At 41.2% G+C, this 25,452-nt stretch carries 15 protein-coding genes; 12 read left to right on the top strand and 3 right to left on the bottom strand.

Annotation, left to right across the window (positions count from 1 at the left end):
- Positions 1 to 795: 795 nt before the first annotated feature.
- Positions 796 to 1,629 carry a cell division protein FtsQ/DivIB gene (locus tag V7K79_RS15440; protein WP_335048869.1) on the bottom strand — a complete coding sequence of 278 codons (834 nt, stop codon included), beginning with the start codon at positions 1,627 to 1,629 and terminating at the stop codon, positions 796 to 798.
- 1,105 nt (positions 1,630 to 2,734) lie between these two features.
- Between V7K79_RS15440 and V7K79_RS15435 the strand changes: the two genes are divergently transcribed.
- Positions 2,735 to 4,066, top strand: a complete 1,332-nt coding sequence (locus tag V7K79_RS15435) for a P-loop NTPase fold protein (RefSeq protein ID WP_335048868.1) — start codon at positions 2,735 to 2,737, stop codon at positions 4,064 to 4,066.
- A gap of 105 nt (positions 4,067 to 4,171) precedes the next feature.
- Positions 4,172 to 9,220 (top strand): nSTAND1 domain-containing NTPase, encoded by a 5,049-nt coding sequence (locus tag V7K79_RS15430; protein WP_335048906.1) that lies wholly within the window; start codon positions 4,172 to 4,174, stop codon positions 9,218 to 9,220.
- A gap of 110 nt (positions 9,221 to 9,330) precedes the next feature.
- On the opposite strand, the gene V7K79_RS15425 is transcribed toward V7K79_RS15430, so the two are convergent.
- The gene (locus tag V7K79_RS15425; RefSeq protein WP_335048867.1) at positions 9,331 to 9,678 is read right to left on the bottom strand and encodes a hypothetical protein; all 348 of its coding nucleotides are present in this window, start codon (positions 9,676 to 9,678) and stop codon (positions 9,331 to 9,333) included.
- A gap of 780 nt (positions 9,679 to 10,458) precedes the next feature.
- Between V7K79_RS15425 and V7K79_RS15420 the strand changes: the two genes are divergently transcribed.
- The 6 genes from V7K79_RS15420 (at position 10,459) to V7K79_RS15395 (ending at position 17,469) form a co-directional block, all read left to right on the top strand.
- The gene (locus V7K79_RS15420) at positions 10,459 to 11,295 is read left to right on the top strand and encodes a photosystem II manganese-stabilizing polypeptide (protein ID WP_335048866.1); all 837 of its coding nucleotides are present in this window, start codon (positions 10,459 to 10,461) and stop codon (positions 11,293 to 11,295) included.
- A 750-nt stretch (positions 11,296 to 12,045) separates the two neighbouring features.
- On the top strand, positions 12,046 to 12,822 hold the full coding sequence (locus V7K79_RS15415; protein WP_335048865.1) for an RNA polymerase sigma factor SigF: 777 nt from the start codon (positions 12,046 to 12,048) through the stop codon (positions 12,820 to 12,822).
- 159 nt (positions 12,823 to 12,981) lie between these two features.
- The gene (locus V7K79_RS15410) at positions 12,982 to 13,980 is read left to right on the top strand and encodes a hypothetical protein (RefSeq protein WP_335048864.1); all 999 of its coding nucleotides are present in this window, start codon (positions 12,982 to 12,984) and stop codon (positions 13,978 to 13,980) included.
- A gap of 18 nt (positions 13,981 to 13,998) precedes the next feature.
- Entirely contained in the window at positions 13,999 to 14,250 is a 252-nt protein-coding gene (locus tag V7K79_RS15405; RefSeq protein ID WP_335048863.1) for a hypothetical protein, read from the top strand.
- Between the two features lie 378 nt (positions 14,251 to 14,628).
- Positions 14,629 to 15,912, top strand: coding sequence for a serine hydroxymethyltransferase (glyA, locus tag V7K79_RS15400; protein ID WP_335048862.1), 1,284 nt, complete (start codon positions 14,629 to 14,631; stop codon positions 15,910 to 15,912).
- Positions 15,913 to 16,218: 306 nt separating this feature from the next.
- The gene (locus tag V7K79_RS15395; protein WP_335048861.1) at positions 16,219 to 17,469 is read left to right on the top strand and encodes a competence/damage-inducible protein A; all 1,251 of its coding nucleotides are present in this window, start codon (positions 16,219 to 16,221) and stop codon (positions 17,467 to 17,469) included.
- Positions 17,470 to 17,833: 364 nt separating this feature from the next.
- On the opposite strand, the gene hmpF is transcribed toward V7K79_RS15395, so the two are convergent.
- Positions 17,834 to 19,594 carry a pilus motility taxis protein HmpF gene (gene hmpF, locus V7K79_RS15390; protein WP_335048860.1) on the bottom strand — a complete coding sequence of 587 codons (1,761 nt, stop codon included), beginning with the start codon at positions 19,592 to 19,594 and terminating at the stop codon, positions 17,834 to 17,836.
- Positions 19,595 to 19,977: 383 nt separating this feature from the next.
- On the opposite strand from hmpF, the gene V7K79_RS15385 reads away from it, so the two are divergent.
- From V7K79_RS15385 to V7K79_RS15370, 4 genes are all read left to right on the top strand, one after another.
- On the top strand, positions 19,978 to 21,156 hold the full coding sequence (locus V7K79_RS15385) for a response regulator (protein ID WP_335048859.1): 1,179 nt from the start codon (positions 19,978 to 19,980) through the stop codon (positions 21,154 to 21,156).
- Positions 21,157 to 21,513: 357 nt separating this feature from the next.
- Positions 21,514 to 21,879, top strand: a complete 366-nt coding sequence (locus V7K79_RS15380; protein ID WP_069073698.1) for a response regulator transcription factor — start codon at positions 21,514 to 21,516, stop codon at positions 21,877 to 21,879.
- A gap of 13 nt (positions 21,880 to 21,892) precedes the next feature.
- The gene (locus V7K79_RS15375) at positions 21,893 to 22,423 is read left to right on the top strand and encodes a chemotaxis protein CheW (protein ID WP_334839433.1); all 531 of its coding nucleotides are present in this window, start codon (positions 21,893 to 21,895) and stop codon (positions 22,421 to 22,423) included.
- A gap of 14 nt (positions 22,424 to 22,437) precedes the next feature.
- Positions 22,438 to 25,383, top strand: coding sequence for a methyl-accepting chemotaxis protein (locus V7K79_RS15370; protein WP_335048858.1), 2,946 nt, complete (start codon positions 22,438 to 22,440; stop codon positions 25,381 to 25,383).
- Positions 25,384 to 25,452 lie beyond the last annotated feature (69 nt).

The following is a 25,452-nucleotide window of genomic DNA, read 5'->3' as shown; positions in this document are numbered from 1 at the left end:
TCTACTTACTTATCCTTAAGGTTAAACTAAGCCAGAATTGACTTGTCAGACTATACCTGATTAATTTGTTGTTTGGGTGGTCTTAATGGACACTTTGTTGAGCAATAATCTATCCTACAAGAACCCTGACTAGTGCGGCCAATAAATCAAGATTTCCTAAGAGATTTCGTCACCTAATAGGAATTACAGCACAGAGCAGTCCAAACTTATTGCCCAGAAGCAATGCTTACGCAATCGTTGGTTGGCATTTTTCGTTACAGATGGAAACTTCGGTAAACTGTCTTTGGAAGTGTCCTCAACAGACCAAAGTCAGAGCCTTTCGCCTCTACACTTGAATGACGGCGTAAACCGTTCTCATTAGTGCTCTCTGCTCAAAAGTCTGAATCCGAATTAAAAGCTCAAGCAACTTTCTTGTTTTTGGACTGGGTTTAGTCAAAAAATGTCTGGACAGAAGGCGTTTTGCACGCCATAGACCATCATTAAATTGTCTGATATCTTGCACCCTACTATGGGACTTTGATTTGATTTCTGAAAACATACTGAGATTGAAAAGCCTGTTTTATAAAGGTTTTCTCGGAAATATTGTTTAAAAATCAGATATGAGTCCTATATTAGATGTTAGGGTAACAATTAAGGGTCTGTTACTCCCAATGGAGATTTCATGATTGATCTTCTCATTTTAATTAGAAGTTAATGCCGATTTTCGTGTGATTTGCTAAAAAACTGAAAATAATACCTACATTTATCAGCATAAAGCTTCTTAATTTACTAGAAGCTATCAAAATAATAAACTTGCTAAATGTTTTTAGGGATTTTGGGAGTTAATTTTTGGTCCTTTTGGTTCATCTGTACTAATGGAAAATCAGGATTTTTCAGATCAATATACTCTATTTGACTGGAATTAAATTTTGTTGTTAAATGGCGCATTTGGGCAAGTACCTTAATTTGTTCAGATAACTGGGGACCTGGTACACCGAGATGCACGTTTCCTAATTCTGTTTTCAAAATTAAATTTGTTGGATTTTGGCAATCAATTTCTATAACTTTCACGGGACTTTGGCTCACAGCTTCATGGAGTTGAGTCCAGTAAAGGCAGTATTGATTTGGCGAACCAATTACTCTGAGATTGGGTAATTTTTTAGTGGGATTCAGTGATGTATATTTTTCTAAAGGCATCCAGGCCCCACTTGCATCTAGTAAGCCGATTATTACTTTTTTGTTGCCACGTGTTTGAGTTACCGCTACAGGTACTCGTTCTTGGATTTCTATAATTAATCCAGGAGGAAACAGGCGTCGTCTGACGATCGCTTGGGCAATAGTTGGTTGTCTCTTCAAAGAGTTAGCGATCGCTAACGGTTCAATCCGCCACAAAGACTGAGGATAAGACAGCACCAACAATGACTGAGCTGCTTGATCCGACAGTAATTTATTACCTGATTTCATCACTATTTGTTTAGGAGCCTTTAGCACCCACATCGGTTGGACTACCACCCACAACAATCCACCCGCCAAACCAGTAATGGCAAAAGTTCGCCAAATAGCTTGAATAATTCTCATCCGCCGCTGCCGACGCAATTTCTGACGACGCTGGGCTAGATGCGTGCGGGAAACTGATATTATGCCAGCCATTCACACCCCTTTTTGGTTGCAATCTAAATTCCTTGACAAGCTTGTATCATTATTAATTTCAGTAAACACTGCTAGCATCTTTTAGCCGCTCTCCTCAAGACTTTTTTTATTTTTAGTAATACTTTACAGTAACTACGCAAGGATTATGGCGCTATTAAGGAGGCAGGAGGACGAAGACAGGAGGCAGCAGGGTAATCCCTATAAAGAAATTTAGGGATTTAATAAGGACATTGTATTTTTTGTGCTGTGCGTCTCAAAATACATTTTTTTACCTTTGTTCATAAATAAATTTAGGAGCTTGCACCCTAAAGGAAAAAAATCTTTTCTCCTGCCTCCAGCCCTCTGCTTTTCTTCGGTGATTATTCCTATTAAAGTTTACGGTGTCCATTTTTAACTGACTGTAGTCTTTTTGACAAGTTATTTTTGAAGATTTTCCCTAGAATATTACAAAATATTAATTGAGATGTATGGAATTTTGTATTGTTGACAAATAGAATGTTAAATGATATACCAATATTCCTATATCTCTGTATACCTTGCTATAATTCATACCAGTTAGGTTCGTTACCTATCCAAACTGAGAACCATGAATTTTTGTAGCTTTTTTTACTCACTTACTAGTCCATATAATTTTGTGGCAGGTCAAACAGAAGCGAAAGATTGTCAAAACTTAAATAGTAGGTGTAAAAAGGACAGATATGCTTAAAGACTGAACGGTCGAATGGTACGAATAAAAGATGAAATCCTTACCAGGCAAAGGTATAGGGGATAAGGTGTAGGTTCAAAAAAAATCAAGAAAAGTAAAAATAAGTGTGAACATAAATAAATTTTTTTGCTACGCGACGCTGGCGCGAACGTCACTATACCCCACACCCTACACCCCACACCCAAGAGCTTTGCAGATAATGGGTTTGCATTATCTTAGTACCATTCGTTATTAGGGTCAATTAAATCTCTACCATACTACTGACAGTAATCTGGTAATAAGTGCTGTCTTTTGCAAGACACTACTACCTTGCGAGTTAATCCTGTGTCTACATCCTAGATCAGGATTAATTGTATAGAAAATCCAAACTAAACTGCATCTACATAAACCTCTACATACATGAAAACGACATTAAATCTGTCACGTTTTTATAAAGCATGTAACCCTAGCTACACGCTAAATATAAGTAACGTACTAGATCAGCAGTATTACATAGATTTTGCTGATGTACGTGGTTGCAAGATTGTCGAAGAATTGCAACGAACGATCATTCGTATTTCTCCTGACGAGCCAACCTGTCAGTTATTTACGGGTCATATCGGCTGCGGTAAGTCAACGGAATTGCAGCGCCTCAAAACAGAACTAGAATTGGCAGGATTTCATGTGGTTTATTTTGAGTCCAGTCAAGACTTAGATATGGCAGATATTGATATCAGCGATATTTTGCTGAGTGTAGCCCGTCAAGTCAGTGCCAGTTTAGAAGGGATTAGCATCAAACTCAAACCTGGCTACTTTACCAATTTGTTTAAAGAAGTAGGCGATTTTTTGCAAAGCCCCATAGAGCTTTCTGGACAAGCAGAGTTGTCCTTGGGTATTGCCAAAATTACCGCGAAAACTAAAGATAGCACCCAGATGCGGAATCAACTGAGGCAATATCTGGAACCACGTACCAATAGTATTTTGCAGGCGATTAACGAAGAGATTTTAGAAAAGGCTGTTGAACAGCTAAAACTAAGGGGTCAAAAAGGACTGGTAGTGATTGTGGATAATTTGGATCGAGTGGATATGCGTCCCTTAGCATCGGGGCGATCGCAACCAGAATATCTGTTCATTGACCGAGGCGAACAGTTACGCCGACTTAAATGCCACCTAGTTTACACAATTCCCCTAACGTTAATTTTCTCCAATGAGTATGAGACATTGAAAAATCGTTTGGGGGGAGGAATTGCACCAAAAGTACTACCGATGGTATTACTGCGACAAAGAGATGGCAGTGACTATGAACCAGGAATGTCACTAGTGCGCCAGTTAGTTCTAGCTAGAGCTTTTCCAGAAGTTCCTTTGAATAGCAGACTGTTATTAATTACAGAATTATTCGATCACTCCCAAACCTTGGATCGTCTATGTCGTGTTAGTGGTGGTCACATTCGTAACTTATTAGGCTTACTTTATAGCTGCCTGCAACGACAAGATCCGCCTTTTTCTAGGGATTGCTTAGAAGCAGTGATTAAGGACTACCGTGACGATCTGCTATTAGCTATTGATGAGTCCCAGTGGGAATTATTGTTTGAAGTGGTACAGCAACAGAGAGTTAAAGGTGAGTCCGACTATCAAAGCTTACTAAGAAGCATGTATCTGTTTGAATATCGCGATCCTGTAGGGCGTTGGTTTGGCATCAGTCCAGCCTTGGCAGAAACAGAAAAAGTTTTGGCTTGGCAACAAAAGAAATAATAGTCAATTGTCATTTGTTATTGGTCATTTGTTAGTGAACTAATGACCAATGCCCCATATCCAATGCTCAATGCCCCATATCCAATGCTCAATGCTCCATATCCAATGACTAATGACAAACAGCTACACGTCTACACCAAAGAAAATCAGCATACTTTGCAAAGACTGATCAGAGCGATCGCACTTTCTGAAGGTCAATTTGCTCTGATTTTAGTTAGATGCAACTATAGGCAATTACGTGAGCAAATGTTAGAAAATATTCGCTCGAACACCAAAGAAATTAATATCAGAGAAATCGTTCTCAATCCATCGACTACTTCTTTACACAGCACAGTAATTTCAGACCTATCTTTAGATAATCCTGCTGTCCTTACAGACTCTTTACCGTCTGCTGTAATGATTTTCGGTATTGAGTCAATTACCGACTTAGAAAACTTACTTACAGGTATCAACCAAGCACGAGATATCTATGCTGCTACTTTTCCATTTCCAGTAGTATTGTGGCTACAAGATGATGTGGCATCATTGCTTTCAAGATTAGCGCCTGATTTCAAAAGCTGGGCTGTAACCACTATTAAATTTGAAATGGCCAAAGCAGATTTAATTGCTTTGATCTCTCAAGAGGAAGAATCTCTATTTGACAAAGTTTTAGAAGCAGGTGCTGAAACGTTTTTATCTAATGCCTTCCTAAATTTAGATCCCAAATCCCAACACCGCCACGAAATAGAATCAGCCCGTAATGATTTACTCCGCCTGTATAACGTTAAATTAACACCAGGATTAGAAGCTAGTTTAGAATTTGTGTTGGGGCGAGATAAATACGCTAACGATCAAATTAATGGTGCTTTAGCTAATTATCAAAGAAGCCTAGCATTATGGCAGCAGGAAACAAGGAGACTAGCAGAGTGGGAGAGTAATTCTTCTTTGCCCCTCTTATGTCCTCAACCTATGCCCCCCTCATCTTTACTCAAGCAAGCAATAGTACTATTCCACCTGGGGCTTTGTTATCACCGAATGGCAGACTTATACCACAATACTAGTAGCTATTGCGAACATGCTCTGTCGTGGTTTAAACAATGCTTGGAGCTATTAGAGGAGGTACAAAGAGAAGACTTAGTTGCTAAATTCATTTTGCCTGCTTGTGAAATGCTGCAACGTCTACAAGCCTGGGATGACTTAAAAGAATTAGCTCAAAAGTCATTACAGTTACATAAAACTTATGGAACTCCTGCACAAGTTGCTCAAAATTATGGTTTTTTGGCAAATGTGGCGGCTTCAGAATCGAATTGGGTACTGGCTCATGAATTAGCAAATACAGCACTTTCTATCTCCGAAGAAGTAACACAAGTTTCTCTGCAAGACGCTTTGCAAAGACGACGACAAGAAAGTTGGCATCTTCTGTTGCTAGCACGTACACAACGGCATTTGGGTGAGTGCGAGGAAGCTATCAATAACTTAGAATGGGCGAGGGTAGTTTGTGAGCTACAACATCAGCCATTACTTTACTTAGAGATTTTAGAAGAACTGCGATCGCTTTACTTTTTTGAGTGTCATAACTATACAGAAGCCTTTAAGCTGAAGCAAGAAAAAATTAAAATAGAACATCAGTATGGCTTTCGTGCCTTTATCGGAGCAAGTCAATTACAGCCACAACGTCCCAGAATTAATCCAGTACTAGAACCTCACAAAATACCGTTTATTCCTGAAGAAATTGCTCAAGAAATATCTGCTTCTGGACGGCAACAAGATGTCAATCGCTTCATTGAAAGAATTGCCCGCGCTGACTACAAACTCACAGTTATTTATGGACCATCTGGTGTAGGTAAAAGTTCAATACTCAAAGCTGGTTTAGTCCCAGCACTCAAGGGAAAAGTTATCGGTGAACGCATTCCTATACCAATTGTTTTATCTGTTTATACTGATTGGATAACAATTTTGAGCAGCAGTATCAACCAAGCACTAGCATACACGGGAATATCGGTTAATATTGACTCTACACCCACCATAATACTAGAAAGAATCCGGTTAGCATCTGAGCGCAATTATACAATAGTTATCATATTAGATCAGTTTGAAGAATTTTTCTTTATTAGTAATCCTTCAACACAAAGAATAGAATTTTATAAATTTTTTAGTGAATGTTTAAATATTTCTTATGTCAAAATTATTCTTTCATTACGAGAAGATTACTTACACCATTTATTAGAATTTGAACGTTTGAGTCAGAAAAATAGTACTGGTTTCTATGACTTAGGAGTGATTAATAAAAATATTCTTGATAAGGATATTCGCTATTATTTAGGAAAATTCTCTAGCCAAGATGCCAAAGCCATAATTCACAGTCTTACTCAACGTTCACATTATGAACTAAGTGAGGAATTAGTTAACCGATTAGTCCAGGATTTGACAGGAGAGCTAGACGAAGTACATCCAATTGAATTACAAATAGTCGGCGCTCAACTACAAATAGAAAACATTACGACACTTGCAGAATATAAGCTTTGTGGTGGCTCGGCAAAATTGGTGGAACGCTGGTTGGGGGAAGTTATCAAAGACTGCGGTCAAGAGAACGAAGAGTTAAGTTGGAAATTATTATTTGAGTTAACAGATGAAAAGGGGACACGGCCTTTAAAAACTAAAGCTGATTTAGCGGCTGCATTAGTTAATAATTATGATATAGATACGATATCAAGTTTTGACAAAGTTGGAGAACTGATTTTAGAAATATTGGTAGGTTCAGGATTGGTATTGCGAGTCAGAGAAGAGTTAGGCGATCGCTACCAGTTGGTTCATGATTATTTAGTTGAACCAATTCGCCAAAAGAACAACTATGGTATGCTCGTCGAATTAGAAAAAATCAAACTTGAAAAAACTAGAGCGGAAGCAGCTCAACAACTTAGTCAAAAGCAACTCAATTTGGTATTGCAACGACGACTGCGGGAAGCACGGATAGCAGGTGCAATCCTAGCAATTATGGGGGGAACAATAGCAGCGTTATGGTGGCAAGCCGACTTACAAAAAAGAGCAGCAGTCCGCCAAACTCTGCGAGCTGAACAAAGTGAAACCAACCTGAAAATTAGTGGAATCGCTGCTGCTAGCGAAGCTTTGTTTGCCTCTAATAAAGAATTTGATGCTCTATTAGAAGGTTTGCGGGCTTGGAGAGGACTTAAACAAGCAGAGATCGTGCAGCCAGATACCCGAATGCGGGTAGTGACAGCCTTGCAACAAGCAGTTTATGGGGTAACGGAGGTTAACCGCCTGGAAGGGCACACTGATGTTGTCTGGGGAGTAACTTTCAGCCCGGATGGTCAAACTCTAGCATCAGGTAGCCTAGATCAAACAGTGAAACTTTGGCGTCCTGATGGAACTTTACTCCAAACCCTCAAAGGTCACACTGATGCTGTTAATTGTGTAAGTTTCAGCCCTGATGGTCAAACCCTAGCGTCGGCCAGTCTCGATAAAACAGTGCAAATCTGGCACAAAAACCCGATTACAGGTGAATTTGACCCCAAGCCATATCAAACCCTGAAAGGTGACGGTGATTGGGTTTATAGTGTTAATTTCAGTCCTGATGGCGAATTGTTAGCTACTGCCAGTAAGGATAAAACCGTAAAACTCTGGCGCAAAGATGGTAGCTTAGTAAAAATACTGAGAGGACATCAAGGGTCTGTTAACTGGGTCAACTTCAGTCCTGATAGTCAATTCATTGCCTCGGCCAGCGACGACAAGACAGTAAAAATCTGGCGACGCGACGGTAGCCTTGTCACAACTTTGCAGGGACATCAGAAAGCTGTGACTGTAGCTGTTTTCAGCCCAGACGGTAAATTTTTGGCGTCAACAGGTTTAGATAAGACAGTGAAACTTTGGCAAAGGGAAAGTAACAGCACTAAAGACGGTTTTGACTTTCGTCCTTACAAAACTTTACGACAGCATAGCAGGCCTGTGTGGAGTTTGAGCTTTAGTTCCGATAGTAAAAAGTTAGCTTCCGCAGGTGAAGATAAAACTATAAACCTCTGGAGTATTACTGGTACTTTACTCAAAACCTTCAAAGGACACAGCGATTATGTTGTCAGTTTAGCTTTCAGTCCAAATAACAAATTACTAGCCTCAGGAAGTTACGACAAAAACGTGAAACTATGGAGTTTAGATGCGCCAACACCGTCTATTCTTCAAGGGCATCAAAAGCGAGTTTTGAGCGTTGCTTGGAGTCCCGATGGCCGGATGCTAGCTTCTGGTAGTCGCGATCGCACTGTCAAACTTTGGCAACGATACACCAGTGATGGCGAGGTTAAAACCCGACTTTACAAAACTTTAATGGGGCATAAAAATGAAGTTAGTAGTGTCAGTTTTGACCCCAAAGGTGAAATGCTGGCTTCCGGAAGTTTTGACAAAACAGTGAAACTTTGGCGGTTGGACGGTACTTTAATCATGACTCTCCACGGGCATAGCAACAGTGTGATGAGCGTGAATTTTAGTCCTGATGGTCAGTTTTTGGCATCAGCTAGCAAAGATAAAACAGTGAAACTTTGGAACCGTGAGGGCAAGTTGCTCAAAACTTTAGTGGGGCATCAAGATTCGGTAAATAGCGTCAACTTCAGCCATAATAGTCAGGTTCTAGCCTCTGCCAGTGATGACCAAACTGTTAAACTTTGGCGGTTGGACGGTACATTGTTAAAAACTTTCTCACCCCATGACAGCAGGGTGACAGGTATCAGCTTTAGTCCAACTGATGAGTTACTGGCTTCTGCCAGCTGGGATAACACCGTAAAACTGTGGCGACGGGATGGGACGTTATTAAAAACCTTATTAAAAGGGTACAGCGATAGCGTCAATGCCGTGACTTTTAGCCCCAATGGTGAATTACTCGCTGCCGCTAGTTGGGACAGTACAGTGAAACTCTGGAGTCCTGAAGGCAAGTTAATTAAAAGTCTTAATGGACATCGCGCTGGAGTATTAAGTGTCAGTTTTAGCCCAGATGGTCAAACATTAGCATCAGCAAGTACTGACAACACGATAATTCTGTGGAATTTAAATCTTGACGATCTGCTTGTTCGTGGTTGCGACTGGGTGGGCGATTACCTCAAACACAACCGCAATCTTGAGGAGCGCGATCGCCTTCTTTGTGATGGCATAACCCGGACAAACCCTTTTTAATTACAAATTACGAATTAGGTTGAAGCCTCAATGAGCAACCGCTCTTGGTTTAGCGGTTGATGAGGCGATCAAAATTATTAATTCAGAACTAGAAATAAATTTCGAGCTAATCAGCCGCATGAGCGATCACTCTCTAAAAGTTCATGGCTATTTTCTTCGGGAGCCTCTTGTGGCAAATTCGCTAAAAAGGCTTGTAGCCTCATGCGCTCAATATAAGGCCAGCCTCCCTCAGACTCAATATCTTTCAACAGTGAGTAAAGTTGGCGGCGGTTAACAGGCAAACTCTCTTGAAAAACACCATCCCGGATCTCTCGGTGTAACTGCTCTAATTGCCGCAGCAAAGCCAAAAGAGCTACAGTATCGCCTTCACAAGCTGTAGTGGCATCATACACTACAGTTGCGATCGCTTGCAGTTTCCCAGACAACTTCTCTAATTCAATATTTTTGTGAGCGTTCATGCCATCCTTTGCGTATAAATGAGGTCAACTCAAATTTACCGGAGATTTTTAATTTTCCCTAATTTGTTCAGTTGTCTCCCTGTTACCGCATCTCCCATTTGTCCTAGTTAGGGGTGAATATAACTAGATTTGTATCTTTATCAAAAGCAATTGCGATCGCTCCAAAAAGAGCGTAGTAACCTTTAGCATAGGCTTTACAGAAGCTAGATGCGATCAAACGAGACTTTCTTTGATTTTGAGAACTTTGATTTTGAGTTAAAAAAAATCGTATGATCTGGCTGATTTACCTATCCAAAAATGGCCTGTATGTAGTGGCGTCACATACATGATACAAAAAGACTTGGGCGACGCTTTTGCTGATGGCAAAAGCAAAGTGCGAAGCAGACACCCCTATTCGCACTTTTCGAGGCAAGCATTTATGCAGCTCTGTATGAGACTTCCTCATCCACCCGTCCAACTCTAACAAATGCCACCAACAGTAAAACTGCTGGTTTTTTGCTTTCCTAGTGACATACATCCAAAATGGATGCAGTGTGCTAGTTAGTCTGGGGTTTACACCCCAAGCTCAAGAGAGCGACACGTTTAACTACGTTTAGCAGAGAAAAGTTTGAGCAGCAGCTGACAACTAGATACCCGAACACTTGCTTCAACTGGTTTAATCAGAGTAAAGCCGTGTCCGAACAAAGGTAGCTTTTCGCAGAGTAGCGGCTTCTCATCAGAGATCAAAGCTTCAATGCAGTTTTACAACTTAGATATTAATTTTTGAGATTGAGGTTGACCATGAGGTATCGCGCTTTAATTGTTGCATTCTTGGCTTTGTGCCTGGGGCTAATAACCGCTTGTAGTGATGCTCCTGCTAGCAGTAGTGGTAGAGATGTACTCACTTACGATCAAATTCGCGGCACTGGCTTGGCTAACAAATGCCCCCAACTAACAGAAACAAGCCGTGGTTCCATTCCTATTGATTCTAGCCAGTCTTATACCATCAAAGAACTTTGCTTGGAACCAACTAGCTTCTTCATTAAAGAAGAACCTGCGAATAAACGCCAAGAAGCAGAATTTGTTGCCGGCAAATTGTTGACCAGATACACTTCCACCATTGACCAGGTGCAAGGTAATCTAAAAGTCAATGCAGATAATAGCCTGACCTTTAAGGAAACTGATGGTCTTGACTTTCAAGCGATCACTGTGCAACTTCCTGGTGGTGAGCGAGTACCTTTTCTCTTCACCATCAAAAACTTGGTTGCTCAAAGCCAACCTAGCTTGACCAGTATTAACACCTCTACGGACTTTGAAGGCAGCTTCAAAGTTCCTTCCTATCGTGGTGCTGCTTTCCTAGATCCCAAAGGTCGTGGTGTCGTTAGTGGCTACGATAATGCTGTGGCTCTCCCCGCCCAAGCAGATGATGAAGAACTTACTCGCACTAACGTCAAGCGGGCTGAGAATCTCAATGGTAAGATTTCTCTGCAAATCGCTAAAATAGACAGTTCTAGCGGTGAAATTGCTGGCACTTTCCAGAGTGACCAGCCATCTGATACAGATTTAGGTGCTGGCGAACCTAAAGAAGTCAAGATTCGTGGTCTATTTTATGGACGGGTTGAATTGACTCGTGGCTAAATCCTTGAAAGTAAAGCAACTGACTGGCACTCAAAACGACAATTCTGTAGTTATCAGACTTGATCGCAAAAGTTAACTTATCTACCCTCTTTTTTCAAGAGGGTAGATAGGTTTTTTACAAAAATCGGGAAAAGTTAAATCTGAGCAAAATAGCTCTGGCAATTGGGAAAATTTTTATCTCTCAGTCTTATGGGTGACTTGATTCATCCTTTAACCTTTTCCCTTTCATTAAAAAAATATAGACTTCATTACAAAAAAGGGTAAGATGCCCTTTTTTTATTGGCTTGCGTAAATATACATAAGATTTTTGGAAATTATTAGTGATTTTTAACTATTGGATAAATTTTAGTTGAAAGAGCACGTAATTTCACTGTAAATCTAACTTTTACTCATTAAACAAAAGCTCAACTACAGTTGTTTTGTTTCTCTAAATTAACTTCACTATTAAATAATTCAAGTTAAGTACAATTTCGGTTTTATATTTAGTGATTAATTTTATATTTTATTTTTATGTGGTTCTAAAACAGCTACAGGTCATACCAAAGATAGAAAACTAACTAAATAGCGATTTCGCCCATTTAAATTTTGCTCGATTATCAAGTAACCTATGGAATTTGAAAAGGAAGTCTTTTTTATCTTCCATAGTATTTACTAGAAAATATAGCGCAATATTTCCTTTGATATCGTGCGATCGCAGCTGAATTTAAAAGAGAATAATTGATTCTTTATTTGCTCAATAAACCGGGTGCTATGCCTACCACAGTCACCACTGAACTAAAACACGAAATTTGGCAGCTGTTGCGAGAATATCAGCAATCTCCGTCAGAAAACATCCGCAATCAACTGGTAAAACTCAATTTTGGACTGGTGAGAAAAGAAGCTCACTACTGGACAAATCAATGTCATGAAACCTACGATGATTTGCTCCAGGTTGGATGTTTGGGTTTAATCAGAGCCATTGAAAGATTTGAAATTTCTAAGGGACATGCCTTCAGTTCTTACGCTCTTCCCTATATTCGGGGTGAAATTCAACACTATCTCCGAGATAAAGGTGTCACTGTGCGAATTCCTCGGAGATGGTTAGCACTCCAACAGCAAGCAATAGGAGTATCACGTTCTTGGCGTGAAAAACACAATCGTCAACCAACCGACTCGGAATTAGCCGCTGCACTAAAAATTTCTCCAAATGAATGGCAAGAAATTAAATTAGCATGGGTAAATCGCGCTCCTTTGAGTCTTGATGTGCCAATCCAAGATGGAGAAGAAGGTTCTACCTGCTTGGGAGAATTGGTTCCGGATCCTCACTATCGCAGCTTTCAACTGGCACAAGAAGACCAACTTCGCTTACAACAAGCGTTGGTTCAGCTAGAAAAACGTACCCGCGATGTGTTGGAATGTGTATTTTTGCAAGATTTGACCCAAAAACAAGTTGCAGAACATCTGGGCATCAGTGTAGTAACAGTTTCCCGTAGAGTCAAGAAAGGACTGGATTTGATGAAAGAGCTTATGGGTGTGGCAGAAGATTGACTTCTAGCAAACACTAAACCGCAGTTATACTGGCTAGGCAGTGCTAAAAATAACCCTTAAAATGTAAAAAATTAGGTTATAAAGGGAACATACTTTGCCTTAGATCCAAATTTTAGGCATGTTGATTTCCAATTTTCCAATGGCTTTTGAGAAAGGTTCATGGGTAGAACTTCAAAAATTACAATTGCAGCTATTTTAACTTTGGCGATCGCTGGATGTGCTTCTGAAGATACACAACAAGCTATCAATCCCGTGCCAATTCCCAAAATAGCCAAAAAGTCGCCACCAGCGGCTCAATCATTTAAGAATCCAGTGATACCTGCCAAACAGGTCTCACAAGTTAATCTTGCATCTGTTAACTTGATTCAATCCACTAATGCTACAGAGCGGGCACGGTTAGTTCAGGTATCAAAAAATCGAAGCGATCCTTTTGCCCAACTTTTCGAGCAGACGGTTCTTGGAATGCCTAAAACATTTGGAAGACCAGTTCCCGTGTTGCCGAAGCTACCTACTGCATCAATAGCAGGACGAAAACTTCCAACACGCAGCATAGCTTTAAACAGACCTGTTACCGTATCGCCGAAGCTACCTACTGCATCAATAGCAGGACGAAAACTTCCAACACGCAGCATAGCTTTAAACAGACCTGTTACCGTATCGCCGAAGCTATCTACTGCATCATTAGCAGGACGAAAACTTCCAACACGTAGCATAGCTTTAAATCCAAAGAAAAATAACGTTTCTTCTGTACCAAAAAAAGTCAATCCTACCTTGACTTCAATGTTGCCTAAAGTTTTGCCTCAAGTTGTCCCCAACCCCACTTTAGTCTCTGTATTGCCACCGCCAGCACAGCCTGAGTTAGCAAGGGCAGTAGTTGTGACTGGTGTAGTTCTAATTAGCAAGGAACCACAAGCAATCATCAAAGTACCCGATGAGCCGACAAGTCGGTACGTACAGGCGGGACAGCGATTAGCAAATGGCGTACTGATTAAACGTATTGAAATGAATCAGGGCTACAATCCCGTTGTGATTTTGGAACAATATGGTATTGAAGTTGCCAAAATGGTAGGGGAAGGGGCTGTAAAATCAACGCCGTCAGCTGCATCTGCTAGCGGCAATTCTATTTCAGCGACAACACCCCCCCCAAAATACCTTTAATGTGGGAGCTTCATAAAGATGGAGACTAAGGAAAAAGTCGAATTCCCTGGTTTGCCTTTAGCTGTATATAGAGAAATAGCAGCTCATTTACGTCAAGTTGAAGGGGTGGAAGTGGATTTAATTCCTCAGTCATCCCAACAGTTTGATTACAATCAAAGTCAAATTGCTGGCTTGAGCCTTTCGTGGACAGCAAACTCTAGCTTAGAAAATCGGCAACGAGTTAACCAGATTTTGGCTTACTATCAAAATCGCTATATGAATTCTATTTGATTTGTGAGAATTGCAACCCGCAGAACCCCGACTTCTTTAATAAGTGGGGGTTCTTGTTGTTCGCGAATCATTCTAAAATTCATTCCACAGAGCAGCGATCGCAGTAAGCATTATTTCACACAAGTTCATAAAAATACTGTCTAACGCCCTCACAACACGCAGCAAGGTGAGGATTTTAAAAAGCAACGTTATGATAATTAATGCATTAATCGAGCTTGGGTCTAATAATAAATAAGTTGGCGCAAATAAACTTTCAGAGTACGGAGACAATTAATTGCCTCTCTAAAGCAGTCAAAAACCATTGCTCTTGACTGTATATTTAGGTGCTGCGTCCAACCAAAATCAGCCGTTGTACAAATTTCCATAAGGATAATTGAAGTGACTAGGACTAATTCAGACTTTCTTTCTTCCAGCGATCCGGCGATCGCAGGGTTAATCAATGACGAACTACAGCGTCAGCGAGACCATTTGGAGTTGATTGCTAGTGAAAACTTTACGTCTGCTGCTGTACTGGCGGCTCAAGGTTCGGTACTGACAAATAAATATGCTGAGGGATTACCTGGTAAACGCTACTATGGCGGTTGTGAGTTTATCGATAAAATTGAACAACTAGCGATCAACCGTGCTAAACAGATATTTGGCGCTGCTCATGCGAATGTGCAACCTCATTCTGGTGCACAGGCCAATTTTGCTGTGTTCCTGTCGCTGCTGGAACCAGGAGACAAAATTATGGGAATGGATTTGTCTCATGGGGGACATCTCACCCACGGTTCCCCTGTAAATTTCTCAGGTAAGTGGTTCCAAGTTAGCCACTATGGTGTTAGTCAACAAACAGAACAACTTGACTATGACCAAATTCGGGAGCTGGCGCTGAGGGAGCGTCCTAAGCTGCTGATTTGTGGTTATTCAGCTTATCCCCGTGTAATTGACTTTGAAAAGTTCCGTAGTATTGCTGATGAAATCGGCGCTTACTTACTTGCCGATATTGCTCACATTGCTGGTTTAGTTGCTAGTGGTCTTCATCCCGATCCCATTCCTCATTGTCATGTAGTAACAACAACTACCCATAAGACTTTACGCGGCCCTAGAGGTGGTTTAATTTTGACAGGTGACGCAGAACTAGGTAAAAAGTTAGATAAATCTGTTTTTCCTGGCAGCCAAGGCGGACCATTGGAACACGTTATTGCTGCTAAAGCAGTAGCTTTTGGAGAAGCCCTCAAGCCTGAATTCAAAACTTATTCTGCCCAAGTGATTGAAAATGCTCGTGCTTTGGCCGAACAATTGCAAAATCGTGGTCTAAAGTTAGTATCTAACGGCACTGATAATCATTTAATACTGGTAGATTTACGTTCTGTGAGTCTAACTGGTAAGCAGGCAGATCAGCTAGTAAGTACTGTGAATATTACTGCTAACAAGAATACTATTCCCTTTGATCCGCAGTCGCCATTTGTGACTAGTGGTCTGAGGTTAGGTTCGCCAGCAATGACAACGCGAGGCTTGGGAGTAGCAGAATTTACCGAGATTGGAAATATTATTGCTGATCGCCTGCTTTCTCCAAATTCCGACGTAGTAACCCAAGATTGTCGGCAACGGGTAGCGGCTTTATGCGATCGCTTTCCCTTATATCCTCACTTAGAAATTCCTGTACCAGCCCTAGCATAATTGGGTATAGGGAAGAGACAAAAAGACAAGGGAGAAGGGGAAAGACAAGGAAAAAACTTGTTCAATAATTCTCCCTTGCTCTCTCATCTTCCCCTGCTCTCCCTCTTTCAAGGGTAGGGATTTTTTATTTGGTTATTTTTTGACTGTTTCAGCCAATGCTTAAATCCTGAAACGACCAAACCACGTTAAACAGTTGAGAAAATTCTCAACTATTTTCGAGATTCTAAAAAACCTACTCTTGAAAGCTACTCCCCCTACCTCCCCTGCTCCCTCATCCCCCACTCCATACTTCCCTTCCCCAATCCAATGAGTGCAGAAATTATTTGTGTTGGTACTGAACTATTGCTAGGAGATATCCTCAACGGCAATGCTCAATTTTTAGCGCAGCAATTAGCGCAGTTAGGTATTCCCCACTACTATCAAACAGTGGTTGGGGATAATCCAGAACGGTTGAAGCAAGTTATAGAAATTGCTATTTCCAGAGCACAAATTCTCATTTTCACTGGTGGACTCGGCCCAACACCAGATGATCTAACTTGCGAAACGATCGCCGATTTTTTTGAAGTCCCGTTGGTAGAACGTTCTGACATCATTGAAGACATAACCCAGAAATTCGCAGGGCGAGGTCGGGTTATGTCACCAAGTAACCGCAAGCAGGCTTTGATTCCCCAAGGTGCAGAAATTCTCCCCAACCCCACTGGAACAGCACCCGGTATCATTTGGCAACCTCGTCCTGAAATCACGATTTTTACCTTTCCCGGTGTTCCCAGTGAAATGCACCTGATGTGGGAAGAAACAGCTGTGCCATTTCTCAAAAGTCAAGGTTGGGGTAAAGAAATTATTTACAGTCGAAGTTTAAAGTTTTGGGGTATTGGTGAATCTGCTTTGGCGGAAAAAGTTACTTCCTATTTGAAATTGCCAAATCCCACAGTTGCCCCTTATGCAGGTAAAGGGGAAGTAAGATTGCGAGTTTCTGCCAAAGCAACTTCCGAAGCAGCAGCAGAAGAATTAATTACGCCCATTGAAAAACAACTTACAGAAATCGCCGGACTGGATTTCTACGGAGTTAATAATGATACTCTTGCTTCCGTAGTGGGTCAGTTATTGCGGGCATCAAAAGAAACGCTTTCGGTGGCAGAATCTTGTACTGGTGGCGGTTTAGGGCAAATGTTGACTGAGATTTCTGGGAGTTCTGATTATTTCTGGGGTGGAGTAATTTCTTATGACAATTCGGTGAAGGTTGGACTATTGGGGGTTAACCCAGAAGATTTAGATAAATTTGGGGCTGTAAGTGCTACTGTTGCAGAGCAAATGGCTGTTGGAGTCAAAACCCGCCTTGCAACAACTTGGGGATTGAGTATCACTGGTATTGCTGGCCCAACTGGAGGGACAGATACAAAGCCAGTGGGTTTGGTTTATGTCGGTTTGGCTGGACCAAAGGATGAAGTAGCAAGTTTTGAGTATCAGTTTGGCACAATGCGAGGACGCACTCTAATTCGTCATGTGAGTGCGAATGCAGCGTTGGATAATTTACGCCGGAAGTTGTTGATGAGGTAGCAGGTATATTATGTTTGTCATACAGATTGTATGACAAACGAACCTAACAATGCGAATTAATGCGCGATTAGATAGCGAGTATGCTGACAAACTAGCCTTTATTCAACAGCAGACTAATCAGGTAATAACGGATGTGATTAAGTCTGCTCTTGAATTGTATTACCAATTGTAGAGATGATTTAGTATCAGTTTTAGGGACAAAAGATTTGGTTGATAATATTTTAAATGGACAAGAGAAGATAAATACAGAACAAGCTCGTAAGCTAGGAGAGCTTTTTAATGTAGACTCTAGTTTATTTATAGAGTAATAACTAAGCTCATAGTTCGTAATTGGACTTTAGCTAGGCTAAAGCCCAAGGACTGGTTAAGACGCTAGTAATTCTGGCTGAGGTATTAAACTTTGGAGAGTATGACGCAACTGAGCGATCGCTTGGATTTGATAATCAGTAGTTTCCTGGAATTGACCCAAAGATTCTCCTATTTCTTGCAGCTTTTGCCGTAATCCATCTAGAGAATCCTGAATTGGTTGTAGTGCTTCTTGATAAAGATTCACTCGACCATAGTATTCAGCAGTTGTTCTTCGTAGGGATAGCAAATTCTCCTCGATCGCTTTCAATTCTTGGCGCTTTTCATCTAGATTGTGAGTTTGATTGTCAATCATTCCCTGATTTAGCTCAACACCAGAACGAATCTGCTCAATTTCACGTTCTAGCTTTTGAATTTCCTGTGAATATTGTTGTCGCTGGGTTTCAATTTGTAACAGAATCGGTTCTAAATTAATTTTGTTGTTACTTTCTTCTTCAGTAACAATATGCCCTTGCCGCCGTTGCAGTACAGTTTGATGTTGTTTAAGAAACTTCTGGTGCTGTAGCATATTGCGGCGTTGTCCCACCAAACTGGAATTTAGCATCTGATAAAAATCTTTTTCATCAGTTAGTTCTAGTTCCAAATTAATGTGGTCATGGTCAGATGCGTGATTTAATTTAGTTTGAAGTTCTTCTATACCTTCTTGTTTATATTTCAGTTCTTGTTCTTGATCGTGAACAAAGCTAGCGTCGATTTCTAACTTATGCTGCAAGTCTTGCACTATCTTTTGTAGTTCTTCTAAAGGCATTTTATTCAAAGCCTCCACATCAGCTTGCTTACCGAGAACTACATCACCAGATGTTGCAGCTAAAGAGTGGATTTGTTGATATAATTCTTCAGCGTTTCGTAACTGCTCTTTGAGGAGCCGAGCATACTCTTGCTTGCTGGTAAGGTCTGCTGTATTTATTTTTAGTTGGGCTGTTTGCTGAACTAAAGAATTTTGTGCTTGTTGCAATGCATTTTGGCGATCGCTAAAAGTTTGTGATAAGCACTCAACTTCTTCTTGCTGTTGGGTGATCGCACTTTTATGCTCCTCCAGTTTTTGCCAGTGCGGGGTAAGAGTCGTTTGCTGCTTTTCGACCAATTCAAAGGCTAGATGCAGGTGTTCTCTAACCGTTTCCGTAGGAGTAACACGACTAGACAAGCGATTGAGTAACTCACTGATTACTCGACTTTGCTCCTCATCCAAAACCGTCCCTTGTTGAAAATCTGCTTGGCGTTCTTCCAGGCGACGCTGCTCACCCCGTAAATGCTCCCAAGCGCCTTCCAACTCTTGGCGGTTGCGCTCAATTTCTCCTTGTAATCGTTCAATTTCCTGGCGGGAGGTGTCAACTTCCTGTTTTTGCTCCTCTAGGTGTTGTACCTCATCCTCCAATTGTTGCAGCTGTTCTAAGCGTACCTCCATGTCCATTTCACGGCGGTTCAACTCTTGCGCCTGAAACGTTAGTGATTGTTTCCACTGATCGATCTCATCTTCCTTGAGCTTAAATTTCTCCAACTGGCGGGAAAAATTCTGCAAAATGTTGACGAGTGGACGCCCTGCTTCTTGAATTCGCTGCACTTGACGATTCGGATTCAGTTCAACCAATACCAAAGCACCATCATTTAATTTGCTTGCCTCTTCAGCAGCAATCACCTCTTCCGACACAGTACTCCAATTCTGGTCAGTTCGCTGACAAGCTAGCAGTTTCAATTCAGTTTTGCCACCGCCACTGAGTAAACCACCTTTCTGTTTTTGTACTTCTGCTAAATACAGCACACCGTTAGTCCTTTATTGATGCACTTAAAGTTCGTGTTTTGAGATATACCTTAAATAATTCTGTTAACTTGTCTTACTGAACCAGGGTTTCAAAAAACAAGACAGACAAAACTATAGACGCAAGATGTCACGTCTTGATACTTATGGAAGCGATCTGATCGCGCCTTTATATTTTGTACTGATGACAATGATGATGACTTCCGTGTTAACACTAGCTTTGTCAAAGTGTATTACGAAAGATAAAGGTTTATAGCTTAATGTATTCCCTAATGAAAATCAGAATAAAGTAAAAATCTTTTCAATACTCCATAATCAATACTTAAAGAAGAAGTCATAATTCACGATTTGGAATTCAGCAATACTAAGGAGTACTTTTTAGCTAAATGCAGGGAAATTTAAATGAAATTGATATTTGCAGTATTCTGCAATTGATTGAATTGGGACAGCGAACTGGGCAACTATGGGTGGAAGCTTATAGCTCTCACCATAACAACAAACTGGGCAAAGATGGAGCAAACATTTATCGTCCTAAACAACAGTCTTGGTTCGTTTTTTTCCTTAATGGTCAAATTATCTATTGCCAAGAAGGCGAGAGTAGTTTATCCAGAATTAGCGATTATTTACGTCATTATCGAGTTGAAATGCAACTCACCGACAAACAAATTGCCTCCCTACCACCAACCGACGCGCCAGAGTACGCCTATCTTTGGGCACTTTTGGAGCGGAATATCATCAACCCAAAAATAGCTGGTAGTATCATTTACGGTTTGGTGCATGAAACTCTCTTTGACCTGCTGAGTTTACGCCAAGGTAACTTCATTTTCCATCAAGGTGCGGCACTTGCTCCGCAATTAAACACTTTTGAGATTGCTCCATTTGTGACAAAAATTACCAAGCAGCTGCAAGAATGGAAGCAACTCTATCCACACATTCAGTCTCCAGAACAATTGCCAGTGCTATCTGACAAAGTTCAGCTACAATCTTCTTTACCAGAAGCAACCGTGAATAAGCTACAACATTGGGCTGATCGTAAAACATCTTTGCGACAACTGGCTCGCCATCTCAACCGAGACATTTTGACCGTCGCTAAGGCAATATATCCTTATGTACAACAAAGTTGGCTACAACTAGTATATTCAGAGACTAATCAACCAGATATATACACGGATAGCTGGAAATTGCAGGGAAAACCGACGGGGCGGATAGTATGTATTGACGATGCGATCGCCATCGGTGAGACTATAAATTCCATCTTACAACCACAAGGTTATGAAGCGATCACTCTCACCAATCCGTTAGAGGCACTGAGTCTGGTTTTTCAAATCAAACCTGATTTAATTTTATGCGACATTGCCATGTCGGAATTGGAAGGGTACGAGGTTTGCGCCATGCTGCGACATTCAACAGCATTTCGGCTCACACCGATTATCATGCTTACTGGGAAAGATGGGTTCATGGATCGAGTCAAAGCTAAGATGGTTGGGGCAACAGATTATTTAACAAAACCGTTTACAGACACTGAGTTACTGATGCTCGTAGATAAATATATCAATAACCAATGAAAATTGGGCATTGGGGAGCCAGTGCGTTGGGCAGGCAATGCCCGACTTATTCGCGTAGCGTCTCCCCTTCTCCCAAAGGGAGAGGCTAGCGCCAAGGGAGAAGCAACTGGCGTCATGGGGCATTAATTATTTTTCCCTTATCTCTGGAGTTTCTGGGGCATATAAAGAGATCAAAGATTTGTTGATCTACTAAAAGATGAGTAAAAAGATGTTATCACAGAGTCAGCTAACTCAGTGAAACGTCAACAACCAGGAAAATAGTGAGAACCTAAAACTAATTTATACAGTTAATACTCGCAAAGGAGTCAGGGAATGTTCCAATTAGGAACGTCTAAATCAGGAGGTAAATAAACACTTATGAGCACAGTTCTGATTGTGGAAGACAGTATCGCGCAAAGGGAGATGATTACAGACCTCCTGAAAGCAACTGGCCTAACAGTTACCCATGCTAGTGATGGATTAGAAGCATTAGAGGCAATTCAAATAGCACCTCCAGATTTAGTGGTATTAGATATTGTCATGCCCCGGATGAACGGCTACGAAGTTTGTCGGCGGTTAAAATCCGATCCAAAAACCCAAAATGTCCCAGTGGTTATGTGTTCTTCTAAAGGTGAAGAATTCGATCGCTATTGGGGCATGAAGCAGGGTGCAGACGCTTACATAGCCAAACCCTTTCAACCAACTGAGTTGGTAGGAACAGTCAAACAACTGCTGCGAGGATAAGGATAAAAACAACATGGTCAGCAAACCGGACTTTTTAAGTGGCAGCGGTCAAGACCACTTTCGACCAGAATTACAAGTAGAAAGTCCTGAAGGTGAGTTACATTTGAGGTTTTACATTCCCTCGCATCAGGAGTTTGCACTACAAGCAACTGGCATCCGGGAGGTAATTGAACTAAGTCCTGATAGAATCACTCCGATTCCTAATGCTTCTCCTTTACTTTTGGGTACTCTAAATTTACGAGGTCGAGTTATTTGGGTGGCTGATTTGGGTCAATTTCTGGGGGAAGCAGGTGCATTAAACACGGATAGGGCTGAAATTTCGGTGATTGCCATTGAAGAGCAAGACACAATAGTGGGTTTAGCAGTAGAGGAAATCGGTGGTATGGACTGGTTGGATGTCCAGAATCTTATGCCACCAACTAGTGTTCCAGATACTATGGCTCCCTTTTTACGTGGAGAATGGTCATTAGGAGCTAAAAGCAACCAGTGTCTACGACTGCTCGATCAAATGGCAATTGTACGGAGTGCTAGGTGGGCAGGATGAAATTGGAGGAGGAAATGGCAGCAAGTATTGATAATTACGAGCCAACATATCAACAGGCGATGACCGCCTATATTCAAAGAAATTATGAGGTTGCGGCCACTTTAGTTGACCAAGTGGTACAAAATTTACCAAATGACCCCAATACCCATTTATTGCGGGGTCACATCTACTATGTTTTACAGCAGTACGATGTAGCAAAAGAAGAATATCAACAAGTATTAAGCTTGACTAACGATCTAGAAGTTATTGGTTTTGCCAAGAATGGAATTGACAATATCAATCAATATTTACAGTCATTCAGTGGGCAAATCGAGCCACCAGAAAGTCAAGAAGAAATAAATTCCTCAGAGATATCTGATGTACTAACATATAGCGAATCAGAATTAGAAGATTTAGGTGCTAATCAGGAGTTTGACAGCGGTCGCCTTGATTTGAACTTTTTTGGAGAGCATCAAGAAAGTGTAAATGGTATTGAGGAGATATCTTCAAAAACTCCATTTGATATACCCACAGAAGATAGTATCAGAACAGAAAAAATATCAGATTCTTCTATAGCTTTTGGTGACGATCCTTTTGCTATGAATGAAGAATCACAAGAACAAAAATTAAATACAAACTGGGAGGATAATACAGAATTAGAGTTACCTGCTTTTTGGCAAGAAGGTATATCAGAAGATATTTCCGAAGAATCATTAGCAAGTAGCCCCTTCTCAGATAATGGGATATCTGCTTACGGAAATTCAAATATTGACAATAATAACTATTCATCTTCTAATTTACAAACTGGTAATAGCGAGAGTAACTCTCCTGATTTATTGTTGAGTGAGCCAAAGCTTCCAGAGGAGAGGAATGGAAATTTAGAATATAAAAAATCTCCTTTTGGAGACGAAACTTTACTGATTGTTGCAGAAGACCTGAGAAATGATTCGTCAACAACAAATAAGTTGGAATCCGGCAATCAAGATAATGTGTCTGAAACCGAATCCAATAACTGGTTATTAGCAAAAAAAGTAAAGGCGGAATCAGCTTTTCAGCCGAGTTTACCTGATAAAGAATCATCTTTTAATAGTAATTCACCGCGTCAGGAAAAGCAGTTTCAATCAGGCGAATTAATCGGTAAAAATAGCTTCGATGACGATGATAATTTTGATATGGAAGCATTTGAGTCTGCCTTTGGCTCAGAGAGTTTAAACTCTTATGAAGATTCAAGCAATATACTGAATGCAGAAAATTCTAAGAGCAATATCGAGTTTTTAGATGACTTTGAGGAATTTGATGATTTAGGCAATATTCCAGGGTTTGACTTGATCGAAGGAGATTCTAACTTCGGTAATGCAGCAATGGATTCTGCTCCAGCAGAAACTAATCACACTGGATGCCTTCAAAGCGCAGAGGCTTTTTTAAATAATGCACCTCCTAGCGATCGCGAAGAAGAACTGTTCTCAATGACTGGTTCTCATGAAGCCGTTCCAGTCTTTACCCAAACAGATGTCTCCAAACTAGAACCCAACGTCAGCGTCGAGCAAGGATGGTTAGCACCATTAGAAAATGCTTCTATCGAACGGAAACAATGGCTAATTGCTGGAAGTGTAGGCATTGTCTCAGCGCTGGTTGTAGCCACAGTTAGCTTTGTCGCTACCACATTTTCGCCACCCCAACAGCGAGAATCAGTACGAAACACAGGTTGGGCAATGTCACTAGCAGCAGGGATTGCAGGTTTTGCTACCGCAGGCTTCATGGGAAATCTGGCGCTTAAACAAATTCGGCGCACAACTAATGACCTCCAAGCTCAGTTTGAAGCTGTACGTCAAGGAAATCTGAATGCTCAAGCCACAGTGTTTTCCGAAGATGAATTGGGGCATTTAGCTACTGGCTTTAATGAAATGGCGCGGGTAATTTTCACAACCACAAGTGAAGCCCAACGCAAAGCCGATGAACAAGAGGAAGCTAAAGAAAATCTGCAACGTCAAGTGATTCGGCTCTTAGATGATGTGGAAGGAGCTGCTAGAGGCGATTTAACAGTCCAAGCGGAAGTGACAGCCGACGTACTAGGAGCCGTAGCCGACGCATTTAACCTGACAATTCAAAACCTGCGGGATATCGTTCAACAGGTAAAAGTGGCGGCGAAGGATGTGACAAAAGGTGCAACCAACTCCGAAACCTTTGCCAGAGCTTTATCTAGTGATGCTTTACGCCAAGCAGAAGAGTTAGCAGTAACGCTGAATTCTGTACAGGTGATGACTGACTCGATTCAACGGGTAGCAGAGGCGGCGCGAGAAGCCGAAACCGTTGCACGTGATGCTAGTGCGATCGCCTTGAAAGGTGGCGAAGCAGTAGAAAATACCGTAGCAGGGATTTTAGAAATTCGAGAAACTGTTGCCGAAACCACTCGCAAAGTGAAGCGGTTGGCGGAATCTTCCCAAGAAATTTCTAAAATTGTGGCGTTGATTTCTCAAATTGCTTCCAGAACAAATTTGTTAGCACTCAATGCTAGTATTGAGGCGGCAAGAGCCGGAGAAGCTGGACGCGGGTTTGCGATCGTTGCAGATGAAGTGCGCCAGCTAGCAGATAAATCTGCTAAATCCCTCAAGGAAATTGAACAAATTGTGATGCAAATCCAAAGCGAAACAGGCTCAGTAATGACCGCGATGGAAGAAGGCACACAACAAGTAATTAAAGGGACAAAATTGGCAGAAGATGCCAAGCGATCGCTCGAAAACATTATTCAAGTAGCGAATCGTATTGATATTCTGGTGCGCTCCATTACTAGCGATACTGTGGAACAAACGGAAACCTCCCGCGCCGTCGCTCATGTAATGCAATCAGTAGAACTGACCGCACAAGAAACTTCCCAAGAAGCACAGCGAGTTTCAGGTGCCCTACAACACTTAGTAGGTGTATCCCGTGACTTGATTGCCTCCGTTGAACGTTTCCGAGTAGAAACTATGGAAACCAGATAAATTGTCATTTGTTCTTTGTCTTTTGTTATTTGCTAATGACCAATGACCAATGACTAATGACTAATAACT

Origin of the sequence: Nostoc sp. (genome assembly GCF_036917575.1) — a bacterium.
Lineage (GTDB): Bacteria > Cyanobacteriota > Cyanobacteriia > Cyanobacteriales > Nostocaceae > Nostoc.
The sequence above is the reverse complement of the archived record's forward strand: the minus strand, read 5'-3'. Positions and strand labels throughout refer to the sequence as shown.